General features: G+C 61.6%; 17 protein-coding genes and 2 pseudogenes. 8 read left to right on the plus strand and 11 right to left on the minus strand.

Annotated elements, in window-relative coordinates:
• Nucleotides 1–69 precede the first annotated feature (69 nt).
• Together AB3L03_RS19525 and AB3L03_RS19530 are read left to right on the plus strand one after the other, a co-directional pair.
• Nucleotides 70–348 carry a DUF1488 family protein gene (locus AB3L03_RS19525; RefSeq protein ID WP_007604598.1) on the plus strand — a complete coding sequence of 93 codons (279 nt, stop codon included), beginning with the start codon at nucleotides 70–72 and terminating at the stop codon, nucleotides 346–348.
• A 385-nt stretch (nucleotides 349–733) separates the two neighbouring features.
• The gene (locus tag AB3L03_RS19530) at nucleotides 734–1,327 is read left to right on the plus strand and encodes a DNA methyltransferase (RefSeq protein WP_368506895.1); all 594 of its coding nucleotides are present in this window, start codon (nucleotides 734–736) and stop codon (nucleotides 1,325–1,327) included.
• 667 nt (nucleotides 1,328–1,994) lie between these two features.
• On the opposite strand, the gene AB3L03_RS19535 is transcribed toward AB3L03_RS19530, so the two are convergent.
• The 3 genes from AB3L03_RS19535 to rpmB form a co-directional block, all read right to left on the minus strand.
• A complete protein-coding gene (locus tag AB3L03_RS19535; protein WP_368506896.1) occupies nucleotides 1,995–3,785 on the minus strand; it encodes a hypothetical protein in 1,791 nt (596 codons plus the stop codon).
• A 4-nt stretch (nucleotides 3,786–3,789) separates the two neighbouring features.
• Nucleotides 3,790–6,360, minus strand: coding sequence for a sensor histidine kinase (locus tag AB3L03_RS19540; RefSeq protein ID WP_368506897.1), 2,571 nt, complete (start codon nucleotides 6,358–6,360; stop codon nucleotides 3,790–3,792).
• Between the two features lie 274 nt (nucleotides 6,361–6,634).
• Nucleotides 6,635–6,946 (minus strand): 50S ribosomal protein L28, encoded by a 312-nt coding sequence (rpmB, locus tag AB3L03_RS19545; protein ID WP_007604603.1) that lies wholly within the window; start codon nucleotides 6,944–6,946, stop codon nucleotides 6,635–6,637.
• A gap of 611 nt (nucleotides 6,947–7,557) precedes the next feature.
• On the opposite strand from rpmB, the gene AB3L03_RS19550 reads away from it, so the two are divergent.
• From AB3L03_RS19550 to AB3L03_RS19570, 5 genes are all read left to right on the plus strand, one after another.
• Nucleotides 7,558–8,367 carry a DUF3108 domain-containing protein gene (locus AB3L03_RS19550; protein ID WP_085384094.1) on the plus strand — a complete coding sequence of 270 codons (810 nt, stop codon included), beginning with the start codon at nucleotides 7,558–7,560 and terminating at the stop codon, nucleotides 8,365–8,367.
• A gap of 677 nt (nucleotides 8,368–9,044) precedes the next feature.
• Nucleotides 9,045–12,461, plus strand: a complete 3,417-nt coding sequence (locus AB3L03_RS19555) for a helicase-related protein (protein ID WP_204512784.1) — start codon at nucleotides 9,045–9,047, stop codon at nucleotides 12,459–12,461.
• 49 nt (nucleotides 12,462–12,510) lie between these two features.
• A complete protein-coding gene (locus AB3L03_RS19560; RefSeq protein WP_018452947.1) occupies nucleotides 12,511–12,753 on the plus strand; it encodes a S4 domain-containing protein in 243 nt (80 codons plus the stop codon).
• Between the two features lie 132 nt (nucleotides 12,754–12,885).
• Nucleotides 12,886–13,224, plus strand: coding sequence for a ferredoxin FdxA (gene fdxA / locus AB3L03_RS19565; protein ID WP_018452948.1), 339 nt, complete (start codon nucleotides 12,886–12,888; stop codon nucleotides 13,222–13,224).
• 344 nt (nucleotides 13,225–13,568) lie between these two features.
• Entirely contained in the window at nucleotides 13,569–14,393 is an 825-nt protein-coding gene (locus tag AB3L03_RS19570) for a CarD family transcriptional regulator (RefSeq protein ID WP_018452949.1), read from the plus strand.
• Nucleotides 14,394–14,528: 135 nt separating this feature from the next.
• On the opposite strand, the pseudogene AB3L03_RS19575 reads toward AB3L03_RS19570, so the two are convergent.
• Nucleotides 14,529–14,901 (minus strand): annotated as a pseudogene (locus tag AB3L03_RS19575) (winged helix-turn-helix transcriptional regulator).
• 109 nt (nucleotides 14,902–15,010) lie between these two features.
• On the opposite strand from AB3L03_RS19575, the gene AB3L03_RS19580 reads away from it, so the two are divergent.
• Entirely contained in the window at nucleotides 15,011–15,721 is a 711-nt protein-coding gene (locus AB3L03_RS19580; protein WP_204512782.1) for a glutathione S-transferase family protein, read from the plus strand.
• Nucleotides 15,722–15,758: 37 nt separating this feature from the next.
• Here AB3L03_RS19580 and AB3L03_RS19585 read toward each other — a convergent pair whose 3' ends face one another.
• From AB3L03_RS19585 to cyoA, 7 genes and pseudogenes are all read right to left on the minus strand, one after another.
• Nucleotides 15,759–16,292: a response regulator transcription factor gene (locus AB3L03_RS19585; RefSeq protein ID WP_018452952.1), complete on the minus strand. Its 534-nt coding sequence runs from the start codon at nucleotides 16,290–16,292 to the stop codon at nucleotides 15,759–15,761.
• Nucleotides 16,282–17,661 (minus strand): ATP-binding protein, encoded by a 1,380-nt coding sequence (locus tag AB3L03_RS19590; RefSeq protein ID WP_368506898.1) that lies wholly within the window; start codon nucleotides 17,659–17,661, stop codon nucleotides 16,282–16,284. Before AB3L03_RS19590 ends, AB3L03_RS19585 begins: the two co-directional genes overlap by 11 nt.
• Nucleotides 17,633–18,487, minus strand: coding sequence for an SURF1 family protein (locus AB3L03_RS19595; protein WP_204512780.1), 855 nt, complete (start codon nucleotides 18,485–18,487; stop codon nucleotides 17,633–17,635). Before AB3L03_RS19595 ends, AB3L03_RS19590 begins: the two co-directional genes overlap by 29 nt.
• Entirely contained in the window at nucleotides 18,484–18,870 is a 387-nt protein-coding gene (gene cyoD / locus AB3L03_RS19600; RefSeq protein WP_204512779.1) for a cytochrome o ubiquinol oxidase subunit IV, read from the minus strand. Before cyoD ends, AB3L03_RS19595 begins: the two co-directional genes overlap by 4 nt.
• Entirely contained in the window at nucleotides 18,867–19,496 is a 630-nt protein-coding gene (gene cyoC / locus AB3L03_RS19605; protein WP_007599270.1) for a cytochrome o ubiquinol oxidase subunit III, read from the minus strand. Before cyoC ends, cyoD begins: the two co-directional genes overlap by 4 nt.
• A complete protein-coding gene (cyoB, locus tag AB3L03_RS19610) occupies nucleotides 19,497–21,494 on the minus strand; it encodes a cytochrome o ubiquinol oxidase subunit I (protein WP_368509061.1) in 1,998 nt (665 codons plus the stop codon). It lies immediately after the preceding gene.
• Between the two features lie 378 nt (nucleotides 21,495–21,872).
• Nucleotides 21,873–22,802 (minus strand): annotated as a pseudogene (cyoA, locus tag AB3L03_RS19615) (ubiquinol oxidase subunit II); the annotation flags it as partial.
• Nucleotide 22,803 lies beyond the last annotated feature (1 nt).

Below are 22,803 nucleotides of genomic sequence, written 5' to 3' on the forward strand. Positions count from 1 at the left end.
ACAGCCTGCTTCGATAACGCTGACCGGCGCCCCCAGTGCGCGACGCGCGGCCGCAAAAGGAGTACCCCCATGACGCTCACCAGCAGCCGCTTCATCGCCCACGACCAGGACCGCGGCATCGTCCAGTTCTCGATGCAGGACGGCAGTAAGGAGATCGCCTGCGCGATCTCGACCTCCGCCATGGACGACCTCGAGCGCGGCCCGCGCGCCAGGCCCAGCGAGCGCGAAGAGCAGTTCACTCGCCTGCGCGAGCGCATCGAAGCCTGCACCGGTCGCAAATATCAGGCGACGGAGTTCGAAGGCACGCCGCCGGGGATCGTGCTGCGGAGCATTGATTTTCGGGGGTAGGGACGCGGTGGAATCGCGAGCACTTCCTCGTGGACACCGCAGCCGGTGGCGAGCCCCAGCACCTGATTGACGTGGCATCCAGATACGCCGCGCGGTTAGTGCCGTTCCGTTACCTCCAGACGGAGAATACCGTCCGCCACACGCTCAGTCTCTCCGTGTTGCACAGGCAGTGATGGAGGTGCTTTCCGAGATCCTGTTGCCGGTGCCATCATAGTAGATGACGAAGTTTTCCGACCATGTGTTCCTGTCGGGCTCCACGGCGCCCTCAGGCGATGCTACCTAGGCGAGTATAGAGTAAATTAACTTTTGATTCGCAAACGACGTGGGCCGCTCGAGTCCACGTAAATTAGAGGGTTATTAACTTCCTCGTGAGAAAATATTAACCATGATTATTAATGGTTCGGTCAGCTATATCAAATTGCCGGCCGACGTCGAGGAATTGCTCGTTGCCGGCGCGCGAGACGAAAGTCCTGTTCGGGGGCTAACCCACAGCTTTTACAAGTATCCTGCTCGGTTTAGTCCGAGCTTCGCTCGTGCCGCTATACAGGCCTTTACGCAGCCAGGGGATGTTTGCCTCGATCCTCACGTCGGAGGAGGCACGACCCTCGTCGAAGCCATCGCCCTTGGTCGTAAGGGTATTGGGGTTGATATTAGCGAACTGGCGGAGTTCGTCGCAAAGATCAAAACCACCATCTTTGAGGAGGCCGAATTAGAGGCTCTGGCCGATTGGGCAAATCGTACCAGCGCGAGCATCAACATGAGGTATCCCAGTTCATCGCTCCGCGAATACGAAAGCCTCGGCTACTATAAACATCTGAACGATCCTCTTCGTTGGCGATTGCGCAAAGCGATTGAGCAAAGTGTTCACAGCGCGGTCCAATTATCCCCTCCTCGCCTCGAGAACTTCGCTCGGTGCGCAATATTGCGGGACTGCCCAATGGGCACTGGACGGGCGGAGGCGGTTGCCGAGCCTCGATGACTTCAGGGCGATGCTCCTCGATGTGACACTTGATATGATAGCCGGCGCTCGGTCGTTGCGGTCTGCGGTGAGGTCTGCTGATCCAAAAGGGCGAGCTGTCGAGGTACTAAACCGCTCGTCCGTCGGCTTAGAAAGAGATCTCCGTCTAAAAAAGTGGGAAGCTCCCAAGTTGGTGATTACCTCACCACCCTACCCGGGAGTTCACGTGTTGTATCACCGATGGCAAGTGGATGGCAGAAAGGAGATCCCTCTTCCATTCATGATAACGAATAAGCTCGATGGCGCCGGCGGGAGTTACTACACGATGGGAGACCGAAAGGTGCCCAAGCTAAAAACTTATTTCGATAATATACAAGCGAGTATGACTTCTGTCGCCGCAGTTGCAAGCAGCGAGACGATATTTGTCCAGATGGTAGCGTTTAGTGATGCTGCTTGGCAGCTCCCGACTTATCTGCATGCAATGGCGGAAGCAGGTCTCACAGAGCTAAAGTTACCGTCTCAACGTGGCCATGAGGATGGGCGTCTTTGGAGGGACGTGCCAAGTCGTCGATGGTACAGCGAGCAACGCGGTAGAACGCCGGCGTCGAAAGAGGTGGTACTATTTCATCGCAGAAAGTAGGCCTACGCTTCTGAATGTATAGGGCGCGCCTCCTGGGGGCGGAAGAACCTACTCAGCGCCGGTATTGCCGTCCCCAAAGCCGGGGGCCATGTAGTCCAGATCGAATGCCCGGCGACTCATGATACTCACGAACTGGTCAAGGAGCGATACAGAGTAGGGCATGCGTACTCGCCCACATCTGCGGAGTTGCCACGTGGCGCGCTTAGGCAACGCAGGTGCTCCAATTGCTGGCCTGGCCGCTTGCTGCATTTTTACCGTTCCACAGTGGACATTCTTGAATGTAGCTTCGGCACTGAAAGTGAGTTGTAGTCCAGGGTGAACCGCGAGAGCACTGACAGAGGTCGGCTGCCCCGTAGCGATCGCCTCTAGTGCGGCGGTGGTCCTCTTTGCGTAGATACGGCTCTGAGCTGCCAAAAGATCCGACGGGGCCGTACACCCCTCATCCACTCTGACTCTTCCGTCTTCTCGGAAGGAAGCCAGATCTAGGATCGCCATCCTCGCCACCGACGCGCTTCGGAAGTCGCAAGACCAATGATGGTCGTCGATCTTGCAGGGAAGCAAAGGCAGTTTTGCGTCCTTCTCGGATGCAACGAAATTGCTCAATTTCTTCAGGGGTACCAAAAACGCGGTTTGCTGTGCTCGCTCTTTTCCGAGAGGTCGGAGAGCAATATCGCAGGGTTGAGCGAGTACGATGTACTTCCGGATTGCGATCTGAGGGGCGACTTCATAGCTGTCGACCTCAAATACGTCGCCACAAGCAATTGGGGTGCGAGCAGCATTTATCAATTCATCGCTCTCCCATACCTCCGCGAGGCGAAATGCCGCTAGATGAGAATCTGGTTCTCCCTTCAGATCCTGTAATTGGATCTCCCGAAGAGCGCGAAGATGTCTTGTGCTTTCGAGTACGCCCTGATCCGTGCCAAAGAAGCCTCTCAGCTGTTGGGCAATGTGGGAGGTCAGAATGCGCTCGACTACATGTAGCTCCGACACGCCTTCCTTGTAGCCGCGTTCGAAAACGTGTGCCTCAAGCTGTTCTGGAGGTATACTTAACAATCCCTCGGCGGCCGTGACAAAAGCCTTATAGACCGTTCCTTGCGTTCTCGACACGACGTTAGATAAATTCTTCCGGAGTCCGGCGCGCTTGATACTCACTTTCAGCGACTCTTTGAGGCGATCCTCATCGTCGATCTCAAAGAGTCGATCTTTCGCGATTACACAGATCGGAACGCCGAGTGGATCATCTTCACTCTCCTTTAGTAAATTTCGAAGTTCTGCCTCTTTTGCGGCCTCTCCCGAAGAGCTTACTTCGTGCGTCAGAATGAAGGCCGTGCCCTGAGACTTCTTTCCCCAGAGTAACCGTATGACGTCGAGCCCCCGATTGCTGGAAATACCAGATTCATTTAGATCGACGATATAGCTGATATTTGCGTCGCCAGCGGCGCACACATCCGCAAGCCCACTTTCCGCTCTGTCGAACGTCCAGCAATCGTCCTTGGCAATGCCGAGGAGCGTACAGATTTTTGCCGTTGACGAGCCGGATAGTTCGTCAGACTCGAAATCTCCTTCTACAGTCTCTTCGAAAAAGAAGGTTTCTTTAATCTCCTTCCGCCGCTGCGGAGTTAGCTCTGTAATGCGCTCGACTAGCTCAACGCGCGTGCTCTCAGGATCGAACTCGGCCTTTTGCAGAATATCGTTGAGCTCGGGGAAATTACATTCCAGAGCGGTCTCCCAACTTCGCAATAGCAAGTCGCTAAGTTGTTCGGGAGTCTCATTGAAAACGTCGTCGATCCAAATTGTACGTTCCGATCCGAGGCAGGAAAGGGCGTCACTCACCAGCATGGAATTAAACTTTCACAAGTGGGCCGAGATTCACGGCAAATTTATACCTGCGACCATCTTCGTTTCGGTCATCTAAGAGCACGACGTCGCAGGCGTCGAGTTGAAGTAATTGCTGTATGATGAATAATCCCAATCCTTGTCCGCTATCACGCTCTGGCTTCGCAGTGACAAACATATCAAACAGAGTTTCCTCATAGCGAACGTCTACGCCTGGCCCAGTGTCGGCGACTATAAAGCCAAACTCAGTGAGCTGAATTTTGATCTCTTTAGCTCGATCTGTTTCGCCGATTGCTTCACCGCGCCGTAGCCAATAAATGCTATTGCGTACCAAGTTATCGATGACTTGAATCAGTCTCGCCCGATTGGCTCTCACAGTACGCGCCGCGCCCGTAATGCTGGTCCTGATTCCAGCTCCGTCCAAACTTGCTTGCCGAGTTTTTATGTATTCCTCGATCAAGTCCCTAAGGTCGATGCTTTCCTTGACTGCGCGAGTGCGCGGGAGCATTGGGTCAATCAAGGAGGCGGCGCTCACAATTGCATTGCATGAGCCTCGTATTGCTCGAAGATCGACGATGCTATTCTGAGCATCCCTGTCTGTTCGTTTTATAGCTTTCTCGAGAGATGTGGTTCGCTTCCGAATCTCCGTCAGATGAGTCCGTAATTCGTGTGCCAATCCCCGCGCGCTTAATCCAACTGCAGCGCTCTCCAGTAGCATTAGTGCTCGTTCGTTCCGATCTTCCAGCTCCTGGCGTAGGCGGATTAAATCAAACTCAGGAAATTTGCTTGTCGTCAGCTTTGACTTGACTTGATCGATGGCGCGGATGGCCGACGTTGCTATTTGTAGAGCGCGTCCAGTGAGCTTTCCTGAATCGATCTCGCCACTTTCGATTTTGTCGATTTCCTTCTGCAGCTCACCTGCAAGGTCGTCCGCTGCCCTTCTCGCCTCATGGGCAGAGCGAAGATTGTCCTCAACGACTTGAAGAGACCCTTCGGGTGTCTTTGCGACGCTCGCGTCCTTGGGAACGCGCGCCGTCTTTGCGTACTCATCCAGGGCTCTTCGGGCGCTTACAAGTGCATCGTTTGCGAAATTCCTGCAGGCGACTGCGATTTGCAGGAAGCCGCGATAAGCGGCATCTTCGACGAATCCTTCTCGATCAGATTTCTCGACCAGGCGATAGTTTTGCTCTCCGGTTAAAGCGAAATAGCCAACGGTATTGTCGACGCGCATATTGTAAGTGCTGCCCGAGGTCATGCCTGCGGACAAGTCGAGCCAGTCGCCTTGAGAGCGGACACGAAAGCCGTCGCGAAGAACGGATATTCCGGACATGCTCTTTATGAGGTTTTTGTCGATTGCGATCCCGGCTGCTGCGCTCCCATCCTGCTCCTCCAGATTGTCAAGATGGAAGAAGTAGAACGCGCCGTGAAACGGCCCCGGATCTTCGATTGTTGCCCCGCCGCTAGGCATTATGTTCGCCCACGCGAAGGTGCGTTTTAGTTCAACGAACCACGGTCCGAAGAGCGATACGTCTCGCCTATCGTATGCGCTTAATCTTCTGTCAGTTGGAAGGTGCTCGGCAAACGCCTTGCCTTGATCACTCTCGAAAATTAGCTGTGTTCGTTCTTCGAGCTTGCGAGTGCGCTTCGATGTAAACAAGCGTTTTCGAAAGCGAGCTTCCGCGGTTAGGCAGGGTAGCCCATCCTCACCCTTCTCCCATCTGAACTGAAATTCGGCGATGGCTTGCTTGAGGACTTCGTCGGTAATCGTAACAAGCGATTGTTCGACGTTATCTAGCGAAACTCTAACCGGAAAGGTTGAAGTTGCTTCGAACGGGGAAATTAGCTTGGCCAGGCTTCTCGTTAAGTCGAAAATGCGGTCCTTTCGTTTCCAGTCGGCCAAATCACGAAGGCCTAGCACGGACACACGCGTTCCTTTGAAGGCTTCGTCATTTTTCTTCTGGGCGACATAGACGGGTATTTCGTCGACTGTTCGGGCCGACTCACAATCGGTCCATCTAAATTGCACACTCGACAATGGCTCGTGGCTTGATGTGGCGGTTTCTATCAGAAGGATGTCGCCAAGTTTCATGGAGCCGAGTCTGCCGAGGCCTTTGTCTCCAAGCGGAGTTCGGCCAGCCTTCGTTTTTTGTTTTTTGTCCCCGCCGTTGCTTCGTTTGCTGGACTGACTGATCACCAGCCATGACGATTGGAGTTGGGCTGGTGTAAGGCCCTCGCCACGGTCCTCAATTGATATCCTGCCAGTATAGGCGAGCCGTCTTTGAATCAGCTTGTTGTCGGGAATTGAGAGGCCGTTCTCCAGCTCCTTGCCGCTTGAATCGCAAAGAGTAACTTGCACGGTGTCGAATGGACGATTGAACTCTCGAAGCCTGGACGCGGGTCCAGTTTCTGTCCTTGTGCTCTTTTCCGCAGTATCGATTTCAATGATGCAGCCTGGCGCATCGGCATCATAGGAGTTCTTCACGCACTCAAGGATTGCCTGCTCCACGTCGGTTACTAACTCACTTCCGAGCTGCACGAGCACGTGTGCCCCGACTTTTAACTGGGGTTCTGCGACCATCAATACATTCCGATTTGGGCGCGCTTGGCGCTTTCAATTTTAGATTCTCGGAAGTTATCGCGATTCTCCAATATCGTGGAGCCCTCCCCAGCGGCGTTCAATTTGGGGTAGTATCATGTCGCCTATCGTTACCAATGGGAATAGTTCTTTGGTAAGGAATAATGAGGGTCTGCACAAACAAAAACGGCCGGATCTTCCGATCCGGCCGTCTCGCAAAACTATTCCGGCTAAGCCTACGCCTCGCGACGCAAGCCCTCGCCCAATATGAAAATTCTCAGCTCGCCTTCTTCGCCGGCGCGGGGGTCGGGCCGACCTTCTTCTGGATGGCGCGCTTCAGCTCGAGGGCGCGCGGCGACAGCACGGCGGCCTTGGCCTTGAGCAGGAAGGGATCGAGGCCGCCATTGTGATCGACGCTCTTGATCGCGTTGGTGGAGACGCGCAGGCGCACGTTGCGGCCCAGCGCTTCGCTGATGAAGGTCACGTTGACCAGGTTCGGCAGGAAGCGGCGCTTGGTCTTGATGTTGGAGTGGCTGACCGTGTGGCCGACCTGGGGGCCCTTGGCCGTCAATTCGCAGCGGCGAGACATGGCAAAATCCTCAATCTTTCCCAACGATGTGCGGCCGCCATTCGGGGCGCCACGGGCAAATCTCTGTCCTTGCAGGGAGCGGGCGGACGTATAGGGGGGAAGCGGCGGGACGTCAAGGTTTTGGGGCGGGTTTCGTGCTCCAAGGTAGCCGTCATCGCCCGGCTCGCCGCCTTCGCTGAAGCTTCGGCGGGCCGAGCACCCGTGTGGGCCTCGGCGTAGCCTTGGCGGAGCCGGGACCGGGCGATCCAGTACTCCGCGCCGGTGCGGCTGACCAGAGGAGCCGCGGCGTACTGGATGCCCCGGTCAAGCCGGGGCATGACGCCGGTGGAGGTGGCGGGGTGAGGTGCGCTTTTCAGTCCCACCCCGATCACCAAAACGGCAATGATTATCGCGCCTTACCATCACATAAAGGGCGCATTCGCGCCCGAAAAGTCCGGTGGAGTTCCGGACGCCGACAGGCCCGGACGCATTGCTTGGCGCGGTATTTGGCTTAAGTAACAACCGTTCGCGCCCGATTGGATTGTTTCGTGCTCACAACGCCTCATCTTGCGCCCGGCCTGCGCTCAGCGGAGCGGCGCGCGAGGAATCCGCGCGCTGCCGGCCGCTGGGTCATGGCGGCCCTTGGCGGGCTGGTCTTGGCGTGGGCGGCGGAGCCCGCGGCGGCGCAGGGCAAGCTCGAGGCGCAATATGAGGCGACGCTGGCGGGCATTCCCGTCGGCAAGGGCGCCTGGAATATCGACATCCAGGACGACGTGTTCGCGGCCGCGGCCTCCGGCGGCACCTCGGGGCTTCTAAAATCCTTCGCGGGCGGGTCGGGCACCGGCGCCTCGCAAGGGCGCGTGGTCAACGGCGCGCTGGTCGCGACCGGCTACCAGGCCTCCACCACCACCTCGAAGAAGACCGAAGAGATCCGCATCACGCTCGACAAGGGCAATGTGAAGGATTTTGCCATCCTGCCGGAGCCGCCGGTCGATCCCGACCGCATCGTCGTCACCGATGCGCATCGCCGCGGCGTCTGGGACCCGATGACGGCCTCGCTGGTGCGCGTATCCGGCACCGGCGACGTGCTGTCGGCGGACGCCTGCCACGGCAGCGCCGCCGTGTTCGACGGCCGCATGCGCTATGAGCTCAAGCTCGATTTCAAGCGCATGGAGAACGTCAAGGCGGAGAAGGGCTATCACGGCCAGGTCGTGGTCTGCTCGCTGTATTTCGTGCCCATCGCCGGCTACATCCCCGACCGTCCCGTGATCAAATATCTCGCCGCCCAGCGCAACATCGAGGTCGCGTTCGCGCCGATCGCCGGCACGCGCATCCTGGTCCCGTTCTGGCTGAAAGTGCCGACCCCGCTCGGGCCGGCCATGCTGGAAGCAACCAGCTTCATCACCAGCGCCCAGCCGCCCAAGGTCGCGAAGACGCAGTAGGGCTGGGTGCCGTAGCCCTGCTGCCGTAGCCCGGATGGAGCGCAGCGTAATCCGGGGTTCTTTGCTTCGGCCCCCGCATTGCGCTCCGCTCCATGCGGGCTACGGACCTCCCTTTTGGTGAAAATAAACATCAATGATTTCAACAACATCCCTACTGTGCATGGGGTTGTTTTCGCGCATTTTGTTTGGAGGGGGTCGAGAACCGGGAATCCATTTGACTCCTCCCCGATTCTGATTCGACTCCGCGCCGTCCCCAGCTTTAACGAATCCGCCATCTCAACGTCGCTTGTGCGGCGGAGCAAAACTCCATCTAGTGCGAACCCACAAGCCTCCCGCGACATCTTGCGAGAACGGAACAGGACTCAAGGGGGAGTCAGCGATTCGGCCGCGATTCGTTCTCAACTCGTTCCGAAGCTTAAAGCCAACGGGAAAAGCGTCGCAAAGTGAGACAGTTGCGCGGGATCTGGGAAGGGGCGCCGCATTCTCCGCCGTCATGCCCCGGCTTGACCGGGGCATCCAGTACGCCGCGCCCTCTCGGTTTGATCTGCGCCGCCTCTGGAATACTGGATCGCCCGGTCGAGCCGGGCGAGGACAGCAGCGTGTGAGGCGAGCCCTTCGCGCCACCGCCCCAAAACAGCACTGACATTCGCCCCAATCGCCATTACCTAATCCCCCAGATGCCTTTTTCCTCCTCCCCCTTCGCTTCCGAGCGGCTTCCCGGCGCCGGCGTCACTGCGGTGCTCGGTCCCACCAACACCGGCAAGACCCATCTCGCCATCGAGCGGATGCTCGCGCATCCCTCCGGCATGATCGGGCTGCCGCTGCGCCTGCTCGCGCGCGAGGTCTACAACAAGATCGCAGCAAGGGTCGGCCCCGACGCCGTCGCGCTCGTGACCGGCGAGGAGAAGATCAAGCCGAAAGCGCCGCGCTACTGGGTCTCGACCGTCGAGGCGATGCCGCGGGATCTCGACGTCTCGTTCCTTGCCGTCGACGAGGTGCAGATCGCATCCGATCTGGAACGCGGCCACGTCTTCACCGATCGCATCCTCAATCGCCGCGGCCGCGACGAGACGCTGCTGCTCGGCGCTGCGACCATGCGCCCGATCATCGAGCGGCTGCTGCCGGGCGTCTCCATGATCACGCGGCCGCGCTTGTCGCAGCTGGAATTCGCGGGTGATCGCAAGATCACGCGGCAGCCGCGCCGCACCGCCATCGTCGCCTTCTCGGCCGACGAGGTCTACGCCATCGCCGAGCTGATCCGCCGCCAGCATGGCGGCGCCGCCGTGGTGCTGGGTTCGCTGTCGCCGCGCACCCGCAACGCGCAGGTCGCGATGTTCCAGAACGGCGAGGTCGATTACCTCGTCGCCACCGACGCCGTCGGCATGGGCCTCAATCTCGACGTCGACCACGTCGCCTTTGCCTCCGACCGCAAGTACGACGGCTACCAGTTCCGTCGCCTGACGCCGTCCGAATTCGCCCAGATCGCCGGCCGCGCCGGCCGCGCCACCCGCAACGGCACCTTCGGCACCACCGGCCGCTGCGCGCCGTTCGAGCCCGAGCTCGTCAATGCGCTGCAGAACCACACCTTCGATCCCGTGAAGGTTTTGCAATGGCGCAATTCGAAGCTGGATTTTGCGTCCCTCGGCGCGCTCCAGGTGTCGCTGAACCTGGCCCCCGGCCACGACGCGCTGACGCGTGCGCCGATCGCCGAGGACATGCGCGTGCTCGACCACGCCGCGCGCGACGCCGAAGTGCGCGATGTCGCGCATGGCAAGGATGCGGTGGAACGGCTGTGGGAGGCCTGCCAGGTCCCGGATTATCGAAAGCTGTCGCCGGCCGCCCATGCCGAGCTGGTGACGACGCTGTACGGCTTCCTGATGCGGAAGGGATGCATCCCCGACGCCTGGTTCAGGACCCAGATCGACCAGGCCGACCGCGTTGACGGCGATATCGACACGCTGTCGGCCCGGATCGCGCAGATTCGCACCTGGACCTTCGTCGCCAACCGCCCCGACTGGCTGAAAGACCCCGAACGCTGGCAGGGGATCGCCCGCGAGGTCGAAAATAAATTATCGGATGCGCTCCATGAACGCTTGACTGAGCGTTTCGTTGATCGCCGGACCAGTGTATTGATGCGCCGCCTGCGGGAGAACACGAGCTTGAATACGGAAATCGGCAAGACCGGCGAAGTCATCGTCGAAGGCCATGTCATCGGCCGCCTCGATGGCTTCACCTTTGCACCGGATGCGGCGGAAGCCGGCTCCGATGCGAAAGCGTTGCAGGCTGCAGCGCAGGCCGTGCTCGCCGGCGAGATCAACGCGCGCGCCGAAAAACTGGGCAATGCGCCGGACGAGCAGTTCGTGCTGACCTCGGAAGGCATCATCCGCTGGACCGGCGACGCCGTGGCGCGGCTGTCTGCCGCAGAGGAAGCGCTGCATCCGCGCATCCGCATCATCTCCGACGAACGCCTCACGGGCGCCCCCCGCGACAAGGTGCAGGCGCGGCTTGAGCTCTGGCTCAAGACGCATATCGAAAAGCTGCTCGGGCCGCTGTTCGAGCTCAGCAAGGCCGAGGACGTCACCGGCATCGCCCGCGGCATCGCCTATCAGCTCGTCGAGGCGCTCGGCGTGCTGGAGCGCCCGAAGATCGCCAACGAGCTGAAGGATCTCGACCAGCCCTCGCGCGCGACCTTGCGCAAATACGGCGTCCGCTTCGGCGCCTATCACCTCTATTTCCCCGGCCTGCTCAAGCCGGCCGGGCGTGCGCTGGCCGCGCTGCTCTGGGCGCTGAAGCAGGACAATGTCGATCCCTCCGCGCTGTCTGGCGCGCAGCATCTGGCAAGCTCGGGCCGCACCTCGTTCCCGGTCGACAAGCAGCTGCCGCGCGATGCCTATCGCGTGCTCGGCTACAAGCAGGCCGGCGAGCGCGCCGTGCGCGTCGATATCCTCGAGCGCCTGGCCGATCTGATCCGTCCGGCGCTGGCCTGGCGCGAGAACGCGTCTGGCGAAAAGCCCGCCGGGGCATTCGACGGCCGCAGCTTTGTGGTGACGCAGGCGATGACCTCGCTCACCGGCTCCGCCGGCGAAGACTTTGCCTCCGTGCTGCGTGCGCTCGGCTATCGCATGGACAAGCGCCCGCCGCTGCCGGCGAAGCCCGCCGCGGCTGTTGTCGAGACGCCTATTGCTGAGGCGCCTGTTGCTGAAGCCTCCAGCGAAGAGACGCCCGCAACCGAAACGCCGGTCGAGGACGCCGCAACCCCTGCGGATGCCGCGATCGAAGCCGCTGCCGAGCCTGTGACCGTCGAAGACGCGCCCGGGATGGAGCAGCACGACGAGCCCGCGCATGACGAGCCGGCGCTCGAAGCTTCCGTCACGCCGGAAGACGCTCCCGGCATCGCGCCACCTGCGGAAGAGCCTGTTGCCCCCGCTGAAGCTGTCGAAACCGCACCTGCCGAAACCGCGCCTGCAGAGACCGCTGCAACTGAAGCCGCTGCGTCGGCCGATGCGGCAGCGCCCGTGGAAGCCGCGGCGACGCCTGCCGAGCCCGAGCTCATCGAGGTCTGGCGTCCCGCGGGCCGTCACGATGATCGCAAGCCGCGCCACGAGCGCCATCGCAACCAGCGTCATCACCAGCCGCGTCCACAGGCGGGCGCTGAAGCCGGCGCTGCGCCTGCCGAAGGCGAAGCCCAGCCTGCCGCCGACGGCGAGAAGCGCGGTGAGCGCCATCGCCATGGCGGCGGTCATCGTCGAGATGGTGGCAGGGACTTCCGCAAGCCGCGAGAAGGTGGCGCCGAAGCTGCGCCGCGTCCCGAGGGCCGCGACGACAAGAACCGCCGCTTCGAGGGCAAGAATGGCGGCAGCAAGGACCGCGACAACAAGGACCGCAACAAGGGCAAGTTCGGCGGCGATCGCGACAAGGGCCGCGATAACCGTGGCCGTGACCGCGACAAGGGCCGCGACCGCCAGGGCGGACCGTCGCTGCGCCCCTACGCATCGAGCGCCACCCCGCGCGAGCGCGATCGTCCGGTCGATCCGAACTCGCCGTTCGCGAAGCTCGCTGCGCTGAAGGAGCAGCTGTCCGGGCGTAAGGAGTGAGCCCACGACCGAGCGGCAGCGCATCGACAAATGGCTGTGGCACGCGCGGGTGGTGAAGGCGCGCACCTCCGCGGCCGCGCTTGTCGAGTCCGGCCATGTTCGCGTCAACGGCGCACGCGAGAAATCGCCGGGGCATGCGATCAAGATCGGCGACGTGCTCACCATCGCGCTCGATCGCACCGTGCGCGTCTTGAAAGTCATCGCCTTCAACGAGCGCCGTGGCGATGCCGCCTCGGCCCGTGTGCTCTACGAAGAGCTCGGTGAAGGCCCGCCAAGTTCTCAGCGCAATTAATTGCGCTTCGAATTCATTTCTTGGTCGATCAAGCGCATAAAGCCGTCATGATCGGCCGTTCCTGAGCTTGCGGCGCCGGGCCATCCGCGCTACGCAAGCCGCGACTTTTAAAAGAGCTTTTCGGAGCGTTGGATGACTTACGTCGTCACTGAAGCGTGCATCAAGTGCAAGTACACCGACTGCGTCGAGGTCTGCCCGGTCGACTGTTTCTACGAGGGCGAGAACATGCTCGTCATCCATCCTGACGAGTGCATCGACTGCGGCGTGTGCGAGCCGGAATGCCCCGCCGATGCCATCAAGCCGGACACGGAACCGGGCCTGGAAAAGTGGCTCACGGTCAACGCCGACTACGCCAAGAGCTGGCCGAACATCACCCAGAAGAAAGAATCACCCGACGACGCCAAGGATTTCGACGGCATGGAGGGCAAGTTCGACAAGTATTTCTCGCCGAACCCCGGCTCCGGCGACTAATTCGGGCCAAACTTAACCCTATTAGCGGCCTTACCGCCGAAAACTAGGCCTTAACACCCCTAAATCATTGATTTTTGCGGGAAATGTGCTATATTGGGCACATTGAGCCGAACCCTGGTTAGCCCCGTCGGCCCCGTTGGGTTCCCGTGAAACCAAATGTCGAACAGGGGCGTGGCAGTTTCCGCGCGCAGGCTGTGTCACAGAAAACGCGTAAAAAGAGTACTTCAGCGAAGGCTTCCCATAAGGACGCCAAGAAAGTCGCCGCGGCCAGCCGTAGCGCATCCAAGGGTCGGACCGCGACGAAGGCGCCGGCTGCAAAGTCCTCGAAGAACAAAAGAAGCGCAATGCCTAACAAGACTGCCAAGCCGGCCGCGAAAGCGACCGTTGCCAAGCCTGTTGCCGCCAAGCCTGCCGCCAAGCCCGCTGTTGCCAAGGCTCCCGCTGCCAAGCCCGCCGCAAAGGCTCCTGTTGCTGCTGCTCCTGCCAAGGCCCCTGTTGCTGCCGCCAAGCCGGCCGTGAAGCCCGCGGCTGTTGCGCCGAAGGTCGAGGAAAAGAAGGTTGTGACCCAGCGTCAGGGCTTCAAGGCCAACGAATTCGTCGTCTATCCCGCTCACGGCGTCGGCCAAATTCTGGCCATCGAGGAGCAGGAGATTGCCGGCGCGAAGCTCGAGCTGTTCGTCATCAACTTCATCAAGGACAAGATGACGCTGCGCGTGCCGACCGCCAAGGTCGCCAATGTCGGCATGCGCAAGCTCTCCGACCCCGCGCTGGTGAAGCGTGCGCTCGAGACCCTCAAGGGCCGTGCCCGCGTCAAGCGCACCATGTGGTCGCGCCGCGCCCAGGAATACGAAGCGAAGATCAATTCGGGCGACATCGTCGCGATCGCGGAAGTCGTGCGCGACCTCTATCGCTCCGAGTCGCAGCCGGAGCAGTCCTACAGCGAACGCCAGCTCTATGAAGCAGCGCTCGACCGTCTCTCCCGCGAGATCGCGGTGGTGCAGCACTCGACCGAGACCGAAGCGGTCAAGGAGATCGAGGCCCAGCTCGCCAAGAGCCCGCGCCGCACTGGCGCCAAGTCCGAAGCCGCCGAAGGCGAGGCCGATGCGGACGCCGAGGGCGATAGCGACGAGACCGAGGGCGGCGCCACGGTCGCCGACGAGGCCGCGTAAGCGTCTCGCGCGTCGAACGCAACAGATCAAAGCCCGGCCTTACGGCCGGGCTTCTTGTTTTGGAGACGCTGACCGTCCCGGTTCGGGGACGTCAGCGGGCGGAATTGCTTTGAGCCTATGCGGTCCTGAACAGGATTAAACCCGCGATGCGCTTCCCGAAGCGCCGCGCCCGGTCTCGCGGTCGTCTCCGCGCGCGTCAGTCGCAACCGTCGACCACCAGGCGCCCAACGCATCGATCAACGGCACCAAGGTGTGGCCGGCGGCGGTCAGATCGTACTCGACCCTCAACGGGTATCCGTCGAATTCCGTGCGGTTCACGATACCGGCGTCCTCCAGCTTGCGAAGCTCGAGGGCGAGCATCCTGTGCGAGATGGTCGGATTGTCCCGACGCAAGTCGCTGAACCGTTTGGTGCCCTGTTTCAAATAGTAGATCAGAAGCGTAGGCCACCGGCCGCTCCAGGATCTGCATCACTTCCTCGATGGGACATCTCGAAACGAGGTCTTTCATCGGCGGACTCCAGGTTACAAAAATGTTCGCAATTTACTTGATGGAGCGAGCGACTAGGGTTCGGGACCGCTGCGCAGCGTGATCATCAGAAATCACGGAGAATAGATCGATGGATCCAATCCTACTCTACGGCTTCCCGATGGGAAGCTCCATGGGACTCGTTGCAGCTCTTGAATGGCTTGGCAGGCCATATCGCCTGTGTCGCGTCGACATGCTGGGCGAGATGCTGAGCCCGTCATACGCCAGGATCAATCCGCGACACGAGACGCCTGCACTTATAACGGACCAGGGCGATGTGCTGACGGAAACCATGGCGATCGCGGCTTGGCTCGAAGCCAGGGATACCGAACGGCGCATCAGCTTTGATCCGTTGTCGCCGCAAGCCGATCGCATGCACCAGCTGATGGCGTTCGTGAATACCGGCTTTACCGGCGCCTTCGCGCCGCTTTGGGTCGCAATGGAAGGCGTGGCGATGGACGACGCCATGCGTTCGGCCTTGCGGGAGTTCGGAAGGAGAAAGGTGATCGAACGCCACGACAAGCTCGAAGGCATGATCGAGCCGGCAAGGTTCCTGCTCGCCGACCGGCCGACCCTCGCGGACGCCTTGCTGGCAGGTGTGGCGCGCTGGCTCGACTTCCACGCTGTCGCGGACAGGAGCCGCTGGCCAAAGCTGGCCGCGCTGCGCCAACAACTCGAGGCCGATCCCGGGGTCATCTACGCCACCGCCGTGGAGAGCGGCAGCAATGATCCGGGAACAGGATCCTGCGCAGGCCACACCGCCCTGGCCGACGTCATCGCGCGATATGGCAAGCAAGCTTAACCAGTGGAGAGGAGGAGCGGCTTCGATCCGCTCCTCCTCACTTCACCGGCCGCTTCTCGAGCTTCCGCGCCAGCGTCCGCCGATGCATCCCGAGCCGCCTTGCGGCTTCCGAGATGTTGAAATCGGTTTCGATCAGGGTCTGGTGGATGCGTTCCCACTCCAGCGTCTTAATCGATGTCGGCCGGGCGTCGAGCGCGACCTCGGCATTGCCTGCGGCCTTGTTGAAGGCGGCCTCGATGTCGTCGGTGTTCGACGGCTTTGCCAGATAGTGGCATGCGCCGAGCTTGATGGCCTCGACGGCGGTGGAGATGCTGGCAAAGCCCGTCAGCACCACGATCAGCATCTCTGGATCGTGCGTGTGCAAGAGCTCCACGCAGGCCAGTCCCGAGGCGCCGCCGAGCTTGAGGTCGACGACGGCATAGCCAAACGATCGCTCCTCCAGGACTTTCCGCACGTCCTCGATCGAGGCGGCGAGCACGACCTCGTAGTCGCGGCGCTCGAACGAACGCTTCAGGGTGCGGGCGAAGCCGGCATCGTCCTCGACGACCACGAGCGAACGATCAGGCGTCAAAGCTGCCTCCGATCGCGAGCGTTGCGAGCGGCAGCGTGAGGCGGACCGTAGCGCCGCGCTTCCTGTGGTTCTCGGCGGTCACGCTGCCCCCTAACTTGCGCACCACGTTCACCACCAGGAACAGGCCGAGCCCGCCGCCGGCGCGGCCCTTGCTCGATTGATAGGGCTTTCCGAGCTGTGCCAGCATCTCCGGCGCAAAGCCGGGGCCGCGATCGCTGATCGACAGCACGAGATGATCGCCCTCGCGCCCGGCAACGAGCTCGACCCAGTCGCGCGAGACCTCGTAGGCGTTGTCGAGCACGTTGAAGATCACCTGCTTCAGCGCGACGTCCGAGACGATTGCGACGTCTTCGCCGAAAGTGTTGACGAAATACAACGTGCGCGCCGAGCGCGCGTCGCGCCACTCTTCCACGAGCGCGGTGACGAAAGCCGCCACCGTCGTCGGCGACGATCCCTCGCCGCGGGCTTCGCCCGCCGACACCAGAATGCCTGTCACGATCGACTTGCAGCGTTGCAGCGAGGTCTCCATCTCCTCGAGGTCCTCGGCCAGCTCCTGATCGGCGGCGAGGTCGGGCATGCGGCGCCAGTCGCCGAGGATGACCGAGAGCGAGGCGAGCGGCGTGCCGAGCTCGTGAGCCGCGCCGGAGGCGAGCAGGCCCATGCGCACGATATGATCCTGCTCGGCGGCATGCTGGCGCAGCGCCGCCAGATGCGCGTCGCGCTCGCGCAAATTCCTGTTGATGCGGGTGACGAACACCACCAGCAGCACGGCGTTGAGCACGAAGCCCAGCAGCATGCCGGCAACCGTGAGGGTGTAGGTCTCGCTCAGCGGGTTCGGCGGCAGATCGAGCTGTCGGTAGGCGACGGTCAGCCAGACGAAGCTCGCGCAGGTCAAGGCGACCAGCGACCAGGTCGAGCGGCCATCGAGCAGCACCGCGCCCAGCGTCACCTGGAGCAGGAACAGCGAGGTGAAGGGATTGGTGGCGCCGCCGCTGAGGTAAAGCTGCGCGGTCAGCGCGGCGACGTCCAGCATCAGGGCGACCAGCAACTCATTGTTGGTGATCGCGGCGCGATGGCGCACCCAGACCAGGCTGGAGATGTTGAGAAATATCAGGGCGCCGATTACCGCGCCCATGCGGGTGAGGGGCAGGGGAATGCCGAGCCACACATGCACGCCGCCGATGGTCACGATCTGGCCGACCACTGCGGTCCAGCGTAGCTGGATCAGCAGCGCCATGTTCTTGCGGTTGGTCTCGTCGTCGGTTGGCGCTGTGCCGATCAGCTCGCTGCGCGCGTCCGCCTGCGATTGCAGCGTGACGGCGCCATGCGTTCTTCCGTTGTCAGGTGGGCTCGCCGATCGTTCCAGCATCTGATCCCGTCCTGCGGGCGACAGCATCGAGGCCGCCGGCCGCTTCGTGGGCGAAGCCGCTCCAGGGCTCCTTGCGGCGGAACAGCCCGCCGCCGAATGTGACGAAAAGTTTGCCGGCCAGCATGAACGCCAGAGCAAACCACGTCAGCGCGTAGATCAGGTGGTTATTGGGAAAGCTGATCACGGTCAATCCGCCGATTGGGCCGCTGCCGGATTGTGATCGAGCGTCGGCATCGATGAAAAAGGGCGCGACGTGGTCGAGGCCGCGTGCCGTCGCAATCGCTGCGACATCCCGCGAGTACCAGCGATTGTGCTCCGGCACGTTATTTCTGAGGAATCCGCCTTTTGGCTCCGTCACGCGCAACAGGCCGGTGATCTCGACCTGGCCTTGCGGGTTGCCGTCCCAGCGCGTCGACGCATCGCGCCGGTCGGACGGCACGAAGCCGCGGTTGACCAGGACCAGCGTGCCGTCGTCGCGCCTGAGCGGTGTCAGCACCCAATAGCCCGGGCCTTCTTCGGTGACGGCCTGAGCCAGGGTCTCGCGGTCATGCAGGAACCGGCCGGAGACGCTGACGTGTCTGTATTCGTCGTTTGCGGCGGAGACGGTCGGCCATGCCGCCGGGGAGGGGATCGGCTGGGCCGGGGCATGAACGCGCTGCTCGACGCGATCGATCAGCGCCAGCTTCCAGGCGCGGCGCTCGATCTGCCAGCCGCCGAGCGCGATCAGAAGTGCAATGGCCGTGAGCGAGAGGACCGCGAGCCATGAGGGCGGGTGCGCAGCGTCGCGCCCGGTTGCCTTGCTGGCCACGGTCCCGGTCTCTGTCATTTCATTCCGGACATCTGGTGGATCGGCATCATGTTGCTGTTGAGGTGGTTCATCACCCACAGCGAACCCGACAGGGCGATCACCACCATGACGATGGTGAAGATCAGCGCCATCATGCTCCAGCCGTTCTCGGACGTCGTGTTCATGTGCAGGAAGTAGATCATGTGCACGACGATCTGCACGACCGCAAAGGCCATGATCACGAGCGCGGTGATCTGCTTGCTCGGAAGCGCGCCGCTCATCACCAGCCAGAACGGAATCGCGGTGAGCACGACCGAGAGCACGAAGCCGAGCATATAGGTCGAGAACGAGCCGTGGGCATTGGCGTGGCTGTCGCCGTGATGATGATCGTCCGCGTGGGCGGCGTGAGTATCGGTGTTCATCGCAGAACTCCCAGGAGATAGACGAAGGTGAAGACGCCGATCCAGACCACGTCCAGGAAGTGCCAGAACATCGACAGGCACATCAGGCGGCGGCGATTGGCCTCGATCAGGCCGAACTTCCAGACCTGCACCATCAGGGTCACCAGCCAGATCAGGCCACAGCTGACGTGCAGGCCATGGGTGCCGACCAGGGTGAAGAAGGCGGACAGGAAAGCACTACGCTGCGGCGTCGCGCCCTCATGGATCATGTGGGCGAACTCGGAGAGCTCGATGCCGATGAATGCGGCTCCGAACAGGCCGGTGATCGCCAGCCAGATCTGGGTCTGCGCGATCTTGTTCTGCTGCATCGTCAGCATGGCAAAACCATACGTGATCGACGACAGCAGTAGCATCGAGGTGTTGACCGCGACCAGCGGCAGCTCGAACAGATCCTTCGGCGCCGGGCCGGCGGCGTAATTGCCGCCGAGCACGCCGAAAGTGGCGAACAGGATCGCGAAGATGAGACAGTCGCTCATCAGATAGATCCAGAAGCCGAGCGAGGTGCTGTAGCCTTCCGGATGCGGGTGTTCGTCGGCGAGGTAGAAGACCGGCTCGCCGGTTTGCGTGGGATTGACAGCGACAGTCATTTACTTGGCTCCGGCGAGCAGCTTGGTGCGCGCGTCTTCGGCCCGGATGACGTCCTCGGCCGGAATATCGAAATCGCGGTGATAGTTGAAGGTGTGACCGATGCCGACGGCGAGCATCGCGATGAAGCTCGCGGCCGCCAGCCACCAGATGTACCAGATCAGGCCGAATCCCATCGCGGTGGCGAAGCCGGCGAGGATGATGCCGGTGCCGGTGCTGCTCGGCATGTGGATCGGCTTGAACCCGGTGAGCGGGCGCTGATAACCGCGCTTCTTCATGTCCCACCACGCGTCATTGTCGTGAACGACGGGGGTGAAGGCGAAGTTGTAGGCCGGCGGCGGCGAGGAGGTCGCCCATTCCAGCGTGCGCGCGTCCCAGGGATCGCCGGTGACGTCCTTGAGCTGCTCGCGCCTGAGGAAGCTGACGGCGAACTGCATCAGCATCGAGAGGATGCCAAGGAAGACCAGGAAGGCGCCAATGCCGGCGACGATGAACCAGATCTGCAGGCTCGGGTCGTCGAACACGCGGAGGCGGCGGGTCACGCCCATCAGGCCGAGCACATAGAGCGGCATGAAAGCGAGGTAGAAGCCCGTGACCCAGAACCAGAACGACAGCTTGCCCCAGAACGGGTCGAGCTTGAAGCCGAATGCCTTCGGGAACCAGTAGCCGATACCGGCGAACGCGCCGAACACGACGCCGCCGATGATCACGTTGTGGAAGTGCGCGATCAGGAACAGGCTGTTGTGCAGGACGAAGTCGGCCGGTGGCACCGCGAGCAGCACGCCGGTCATGCCGCCGAGCACGAAGGTCAGCATGAACGCGATCGTCCACATCATCGGCAACTCGAAGCGGATGCGGCCGCGATACATCGTGAACAGCCAGTTGAACATCTTCGCGCCCGTCGGGATCGAGATGATCATCGTGGTGATGCCGAAGAAGGAGTTGACGCTGGCGCCCGACCCCATCGTGAAGAAGTGGTGCAGCCAGACCAGGTAGGACAGGATGGTGATGACCACCGTGGCGTAGACCATCGAGGTGTAGCCGAACAGCCGCTTGCCCGAGAAGGTCGATGTCACTTCCGAGAAGATGCCGAAGGCGGGGAGAACCAGGATGTAGACCTCGGGATGACCCCAGATCCAGATCAGGTTCACGTACATCATCGGGCTGCCGCCGAAATCGTTCGTGAAGAAGTTGGTGCCGACGTAGCGATCGAGCGAGAGCAGCGCGAGCACGACGGTCAGAACCGGGAAGGAAGCGACGATCAGCACGTTGGTGCAGAGCGCGGTCCAGGTGAACACCGGCATCCGCATCATGGTCATGCCGGGGCACCGCAGCTTGACGATGGTGCAGATCAGGTTGATGCCGGACAGTGTCGTTCCGACGCCCGCGACCTGTAGCCCCCATATGTAATAGTCGACGCCGACATCCGGACTGTAGCCGATGTTCGACAGCGGCGGATAAGCGAGCCAGCCGGTGCGGGCGAATTCGCCGATGAACAGCGAGGCCATCACCAGCACCGCGCCGCCGACCGTCATCCAGAAGCTGAAATTGTTCAGGAACGGGAACGACACGTCGCGCGCGCCGATCTGGAGCGGCACGACGAAGTTCATCAGGCCGGTGACCAGCGGCATCGCCACGAAGAAGATCATGATCACGCCGTGGGCGGTGAATACCTGGTCGTAGTGATGGGCGTTGAGATAGCCCTCCGAGCCGCCGAAGGCGAGCGCCTGCTGCAACCGCATCATCAGCGCGTCGGCGAAGCCGCGCAGCAGCATCACGATGCCGAGGATCATGTACATGATGCCGATGCGCTTGTGGTCGACGCTGGTGAACCACTCGCTCCAGAGATAACCCCAGACGCGGAAATAGGTCAGGCCGGCGAGCATGATGAGGCCGCCGGTCGCCACCACGGCAAACGTGCCGACGACGATCGGCTCGTGCAGCGGCAGCGATTCGAAGGTGAGCCGGCCGAAGATGAGCTTGAGAAGATCAGGAGACATGCGGGATCTCTTTACAGAATCTGACTTCGGACGTTGTCCGAGGAAGAAGGACGAGGACTTCAGCGGCGTGAAACTCGGCCGCTTCAGGCCGGCGCCGAGCAACGGCGCGGTGTCAACAGGTGCCGTGATGGAAGCGGTGGTCCTGCCCTGCGGCGCATCGGGCGTGCAGGTGCCGGCGACGAAAGTCGGCTCCGGCCCAAGCGCGGTGCCGCGGCGCGCGTACTTGTCGTAGGCCAGCGGCAGGGTGTTGTTCAGACCCTCATGGCCGAGGCCCCCCTTGGCGTCGATCGCCATCATCTCGCTCTGGCACATCTTGCCGGTTTCGACGCACATGTTGAGGATCAGGCGGTAGAGATCGGAATCCACGGTACCGTAGCGCCGCACCGGCTCGTTCTGGCTGGGCTTTTCGAGCTGGAGATATTCGGCGCGGCCGAGCGAGCCGCCGCCGGACTTGGCGCTGGCGATCCAGGCGTCAAAGCCCTTGTCGTCGAGACCCTGGAAGTTGAAGTGCATGCCGGAGAAGCCGGCCCCGCTGTAGTTCGCCGAAAAGCCCCGGTAGGTGCCGGCGTGGTTCACGACGGCGTGGAGCTTGGTCTCCATGCCCGGCATTGCGTAGATCTGGCCGGCCAGCGCGGGGATGTAGAACGAGTTCATCACCGAGGACGCGGTGATGCGGAAGTTGATCGGACGATCGACCGGAGCTTCCAGATCGTTGACGGTGGCGATGCCGTAATCCGGATAGATAAAGAGCCACTTCCAGTCGAGCGCGACGACGTCGACCTCGAGCGGGGCCTTGGACTGGTCGACTGCGCGGTCGGCATGGATGCGGCCGAGCGTGCGATAGGGGTCGAGCAGGTGCGTGCCCATCCAGGTCAGCGCGCCAAGGCAAACAATGATCAGAAGCGGCGCCGACCAGATCACCAGCTCGAGGCTTGTCGAGTGGTCCCATTCCGGCTCGTAACGGGCGTCGGTGTTGGACTGGCGGTAGCGCCAGGCGAACAGCACCGTCAGCGCCATCACGGGCACGACAATCAGGAGCATTAGGACGGTGGAGATGATGACGAGGTCGCGCTGTTGCGCTGCGATATCGCCGGCCGGCGCCAGCACGACGTAGTTGCAGCCGCTGAGCGCAACCGCCAGGGGTAGCAGCGCCAGGATCTTGAAACGGGACACGGGCCGAGCCTTATGAGAATGAGTTTCTTTTGCGGGGCCAAGGGGTAGCTGCGGCGCAGCAATCCGGACATTGGACAATTTGTCCAATGTTGCAGTGCGGGATGTTGCGCCAGACAGGGCTAGATTGCATGGCACC

It is taken from the genome of Bradyrhizobium lupini, assembly GCF_040939785.1.
Lineage (GTDB): Bacteria > Pseudomonadota > Alphaproteobacteria > Rhizobiales > Xanthobacteraceae > Bradyrhizobium > Bradyrhizobium canariense_D.

Bases quoted from the DNA above. Each gene is read 5' to 3' on its own strand.
- AB3L03_RS19580 (WP_204512782.1), top strand. From the start codon at position 15,011: ATGGATCCAATCCTACTCTACGGCTTCCCGATGGGAAGCTCCATGGGA.
- cyoC (WP_007599270.1), bottom strand. From the start codon at position 19,496: ATGACTGTCGCTGTCAATCCCACGCAAACCGGCGAGCCGGTCTTCTAC.
- AB3L03_RS19525 (WP_007604598.1), top strand. From the start codon at position 70: ATGACGCTCACCAGCAGCCGCTTCATCGCCCACGACCAGGACCGCGGC.
- cyoD (WP_204512779.1), bottom strand. From the start codon at position 18,870: ATGAACACCGATACTCACGCCGCCCACGCGGACGATCATCATCACGGC.
- AB3L03_RS19540 (WP_368506897.1), bottom strand. From the start codon at position 6,360: ATGGTCGCAGAACCCCAGTTAAAAGTCGGGGCACACGTGCTCGTGCAG.
- AB3L03_RS19555 (WP_204512784.1), top strand. From the start codon at position 9,045: ATGCCTTTTTCCTCCTCCCCCTTCGCTTCCGAGCGGCTTCCCGGCGCC.
- AB3L03_RS19530 (WP_368506895.1), top strand. From the start codon at position 734: ATGATTATTAATGGTTCGGTCAGCTATATCAAATTGCCGGCCGACGTC.
- AB3L03_RS19535 (WP_368506896.1), bottom strand. From the start codon at position 3,785: ATGCTGGTGAGTGACGCCCTTTCCTGCCTCGGATCGGAACGTACAATT.
- AB3L03_RS19595 (WP_204512780.1), bottom strand. From the start codon at position 18,487: ATGACAGAGACCGGGACCGTGGCCAGCAAGGCAACCGGGCGCGACGCT.
- rpmB (WP_007604603.1), bottom strand. From the start codon at position 6,946: ATGTCTCGCCGCTGCGAATTGACGGCCAAGGGCCCCCAGGTCGGCCAC.
- AB3L03_RS19570 (WP_018452949.1), top strand. From the start codon at position 13,569: ATGCCTAACAAGACTGCCAAGCCGGCCGCGAAAGCGACCGTTGCCAAG.
- AB3L03_RS19550 (WP_085384094.1), top strand. From the start codon at position 7,558: ATGGCGGCCCTTGGCGGGCTGGTCTTGGCGTGGGCGGCGGAGCCCGCG.
- cyoB (WP_368509061.1), bottom strand. From the start codon at position 21,494: ATGTCTCCTGATCTTCTCAAGCTCATCTTCGGCCGGCTCACCTTCGAA.
- AB3L03_RS19590 (WP_368506898.1), bottom strand. From the start codon at position 17,661: ATGCTGGAACGATCGGCGAGCCCACCTGACAACGGAAGAACGCATGGC.
- fdxA (WP_018452948.1), top strand. From the start codon at position 12,886: ATGACTTACGTCGTCACTGAAGCGTGCATCAAGTGCAAGTACACCGAC.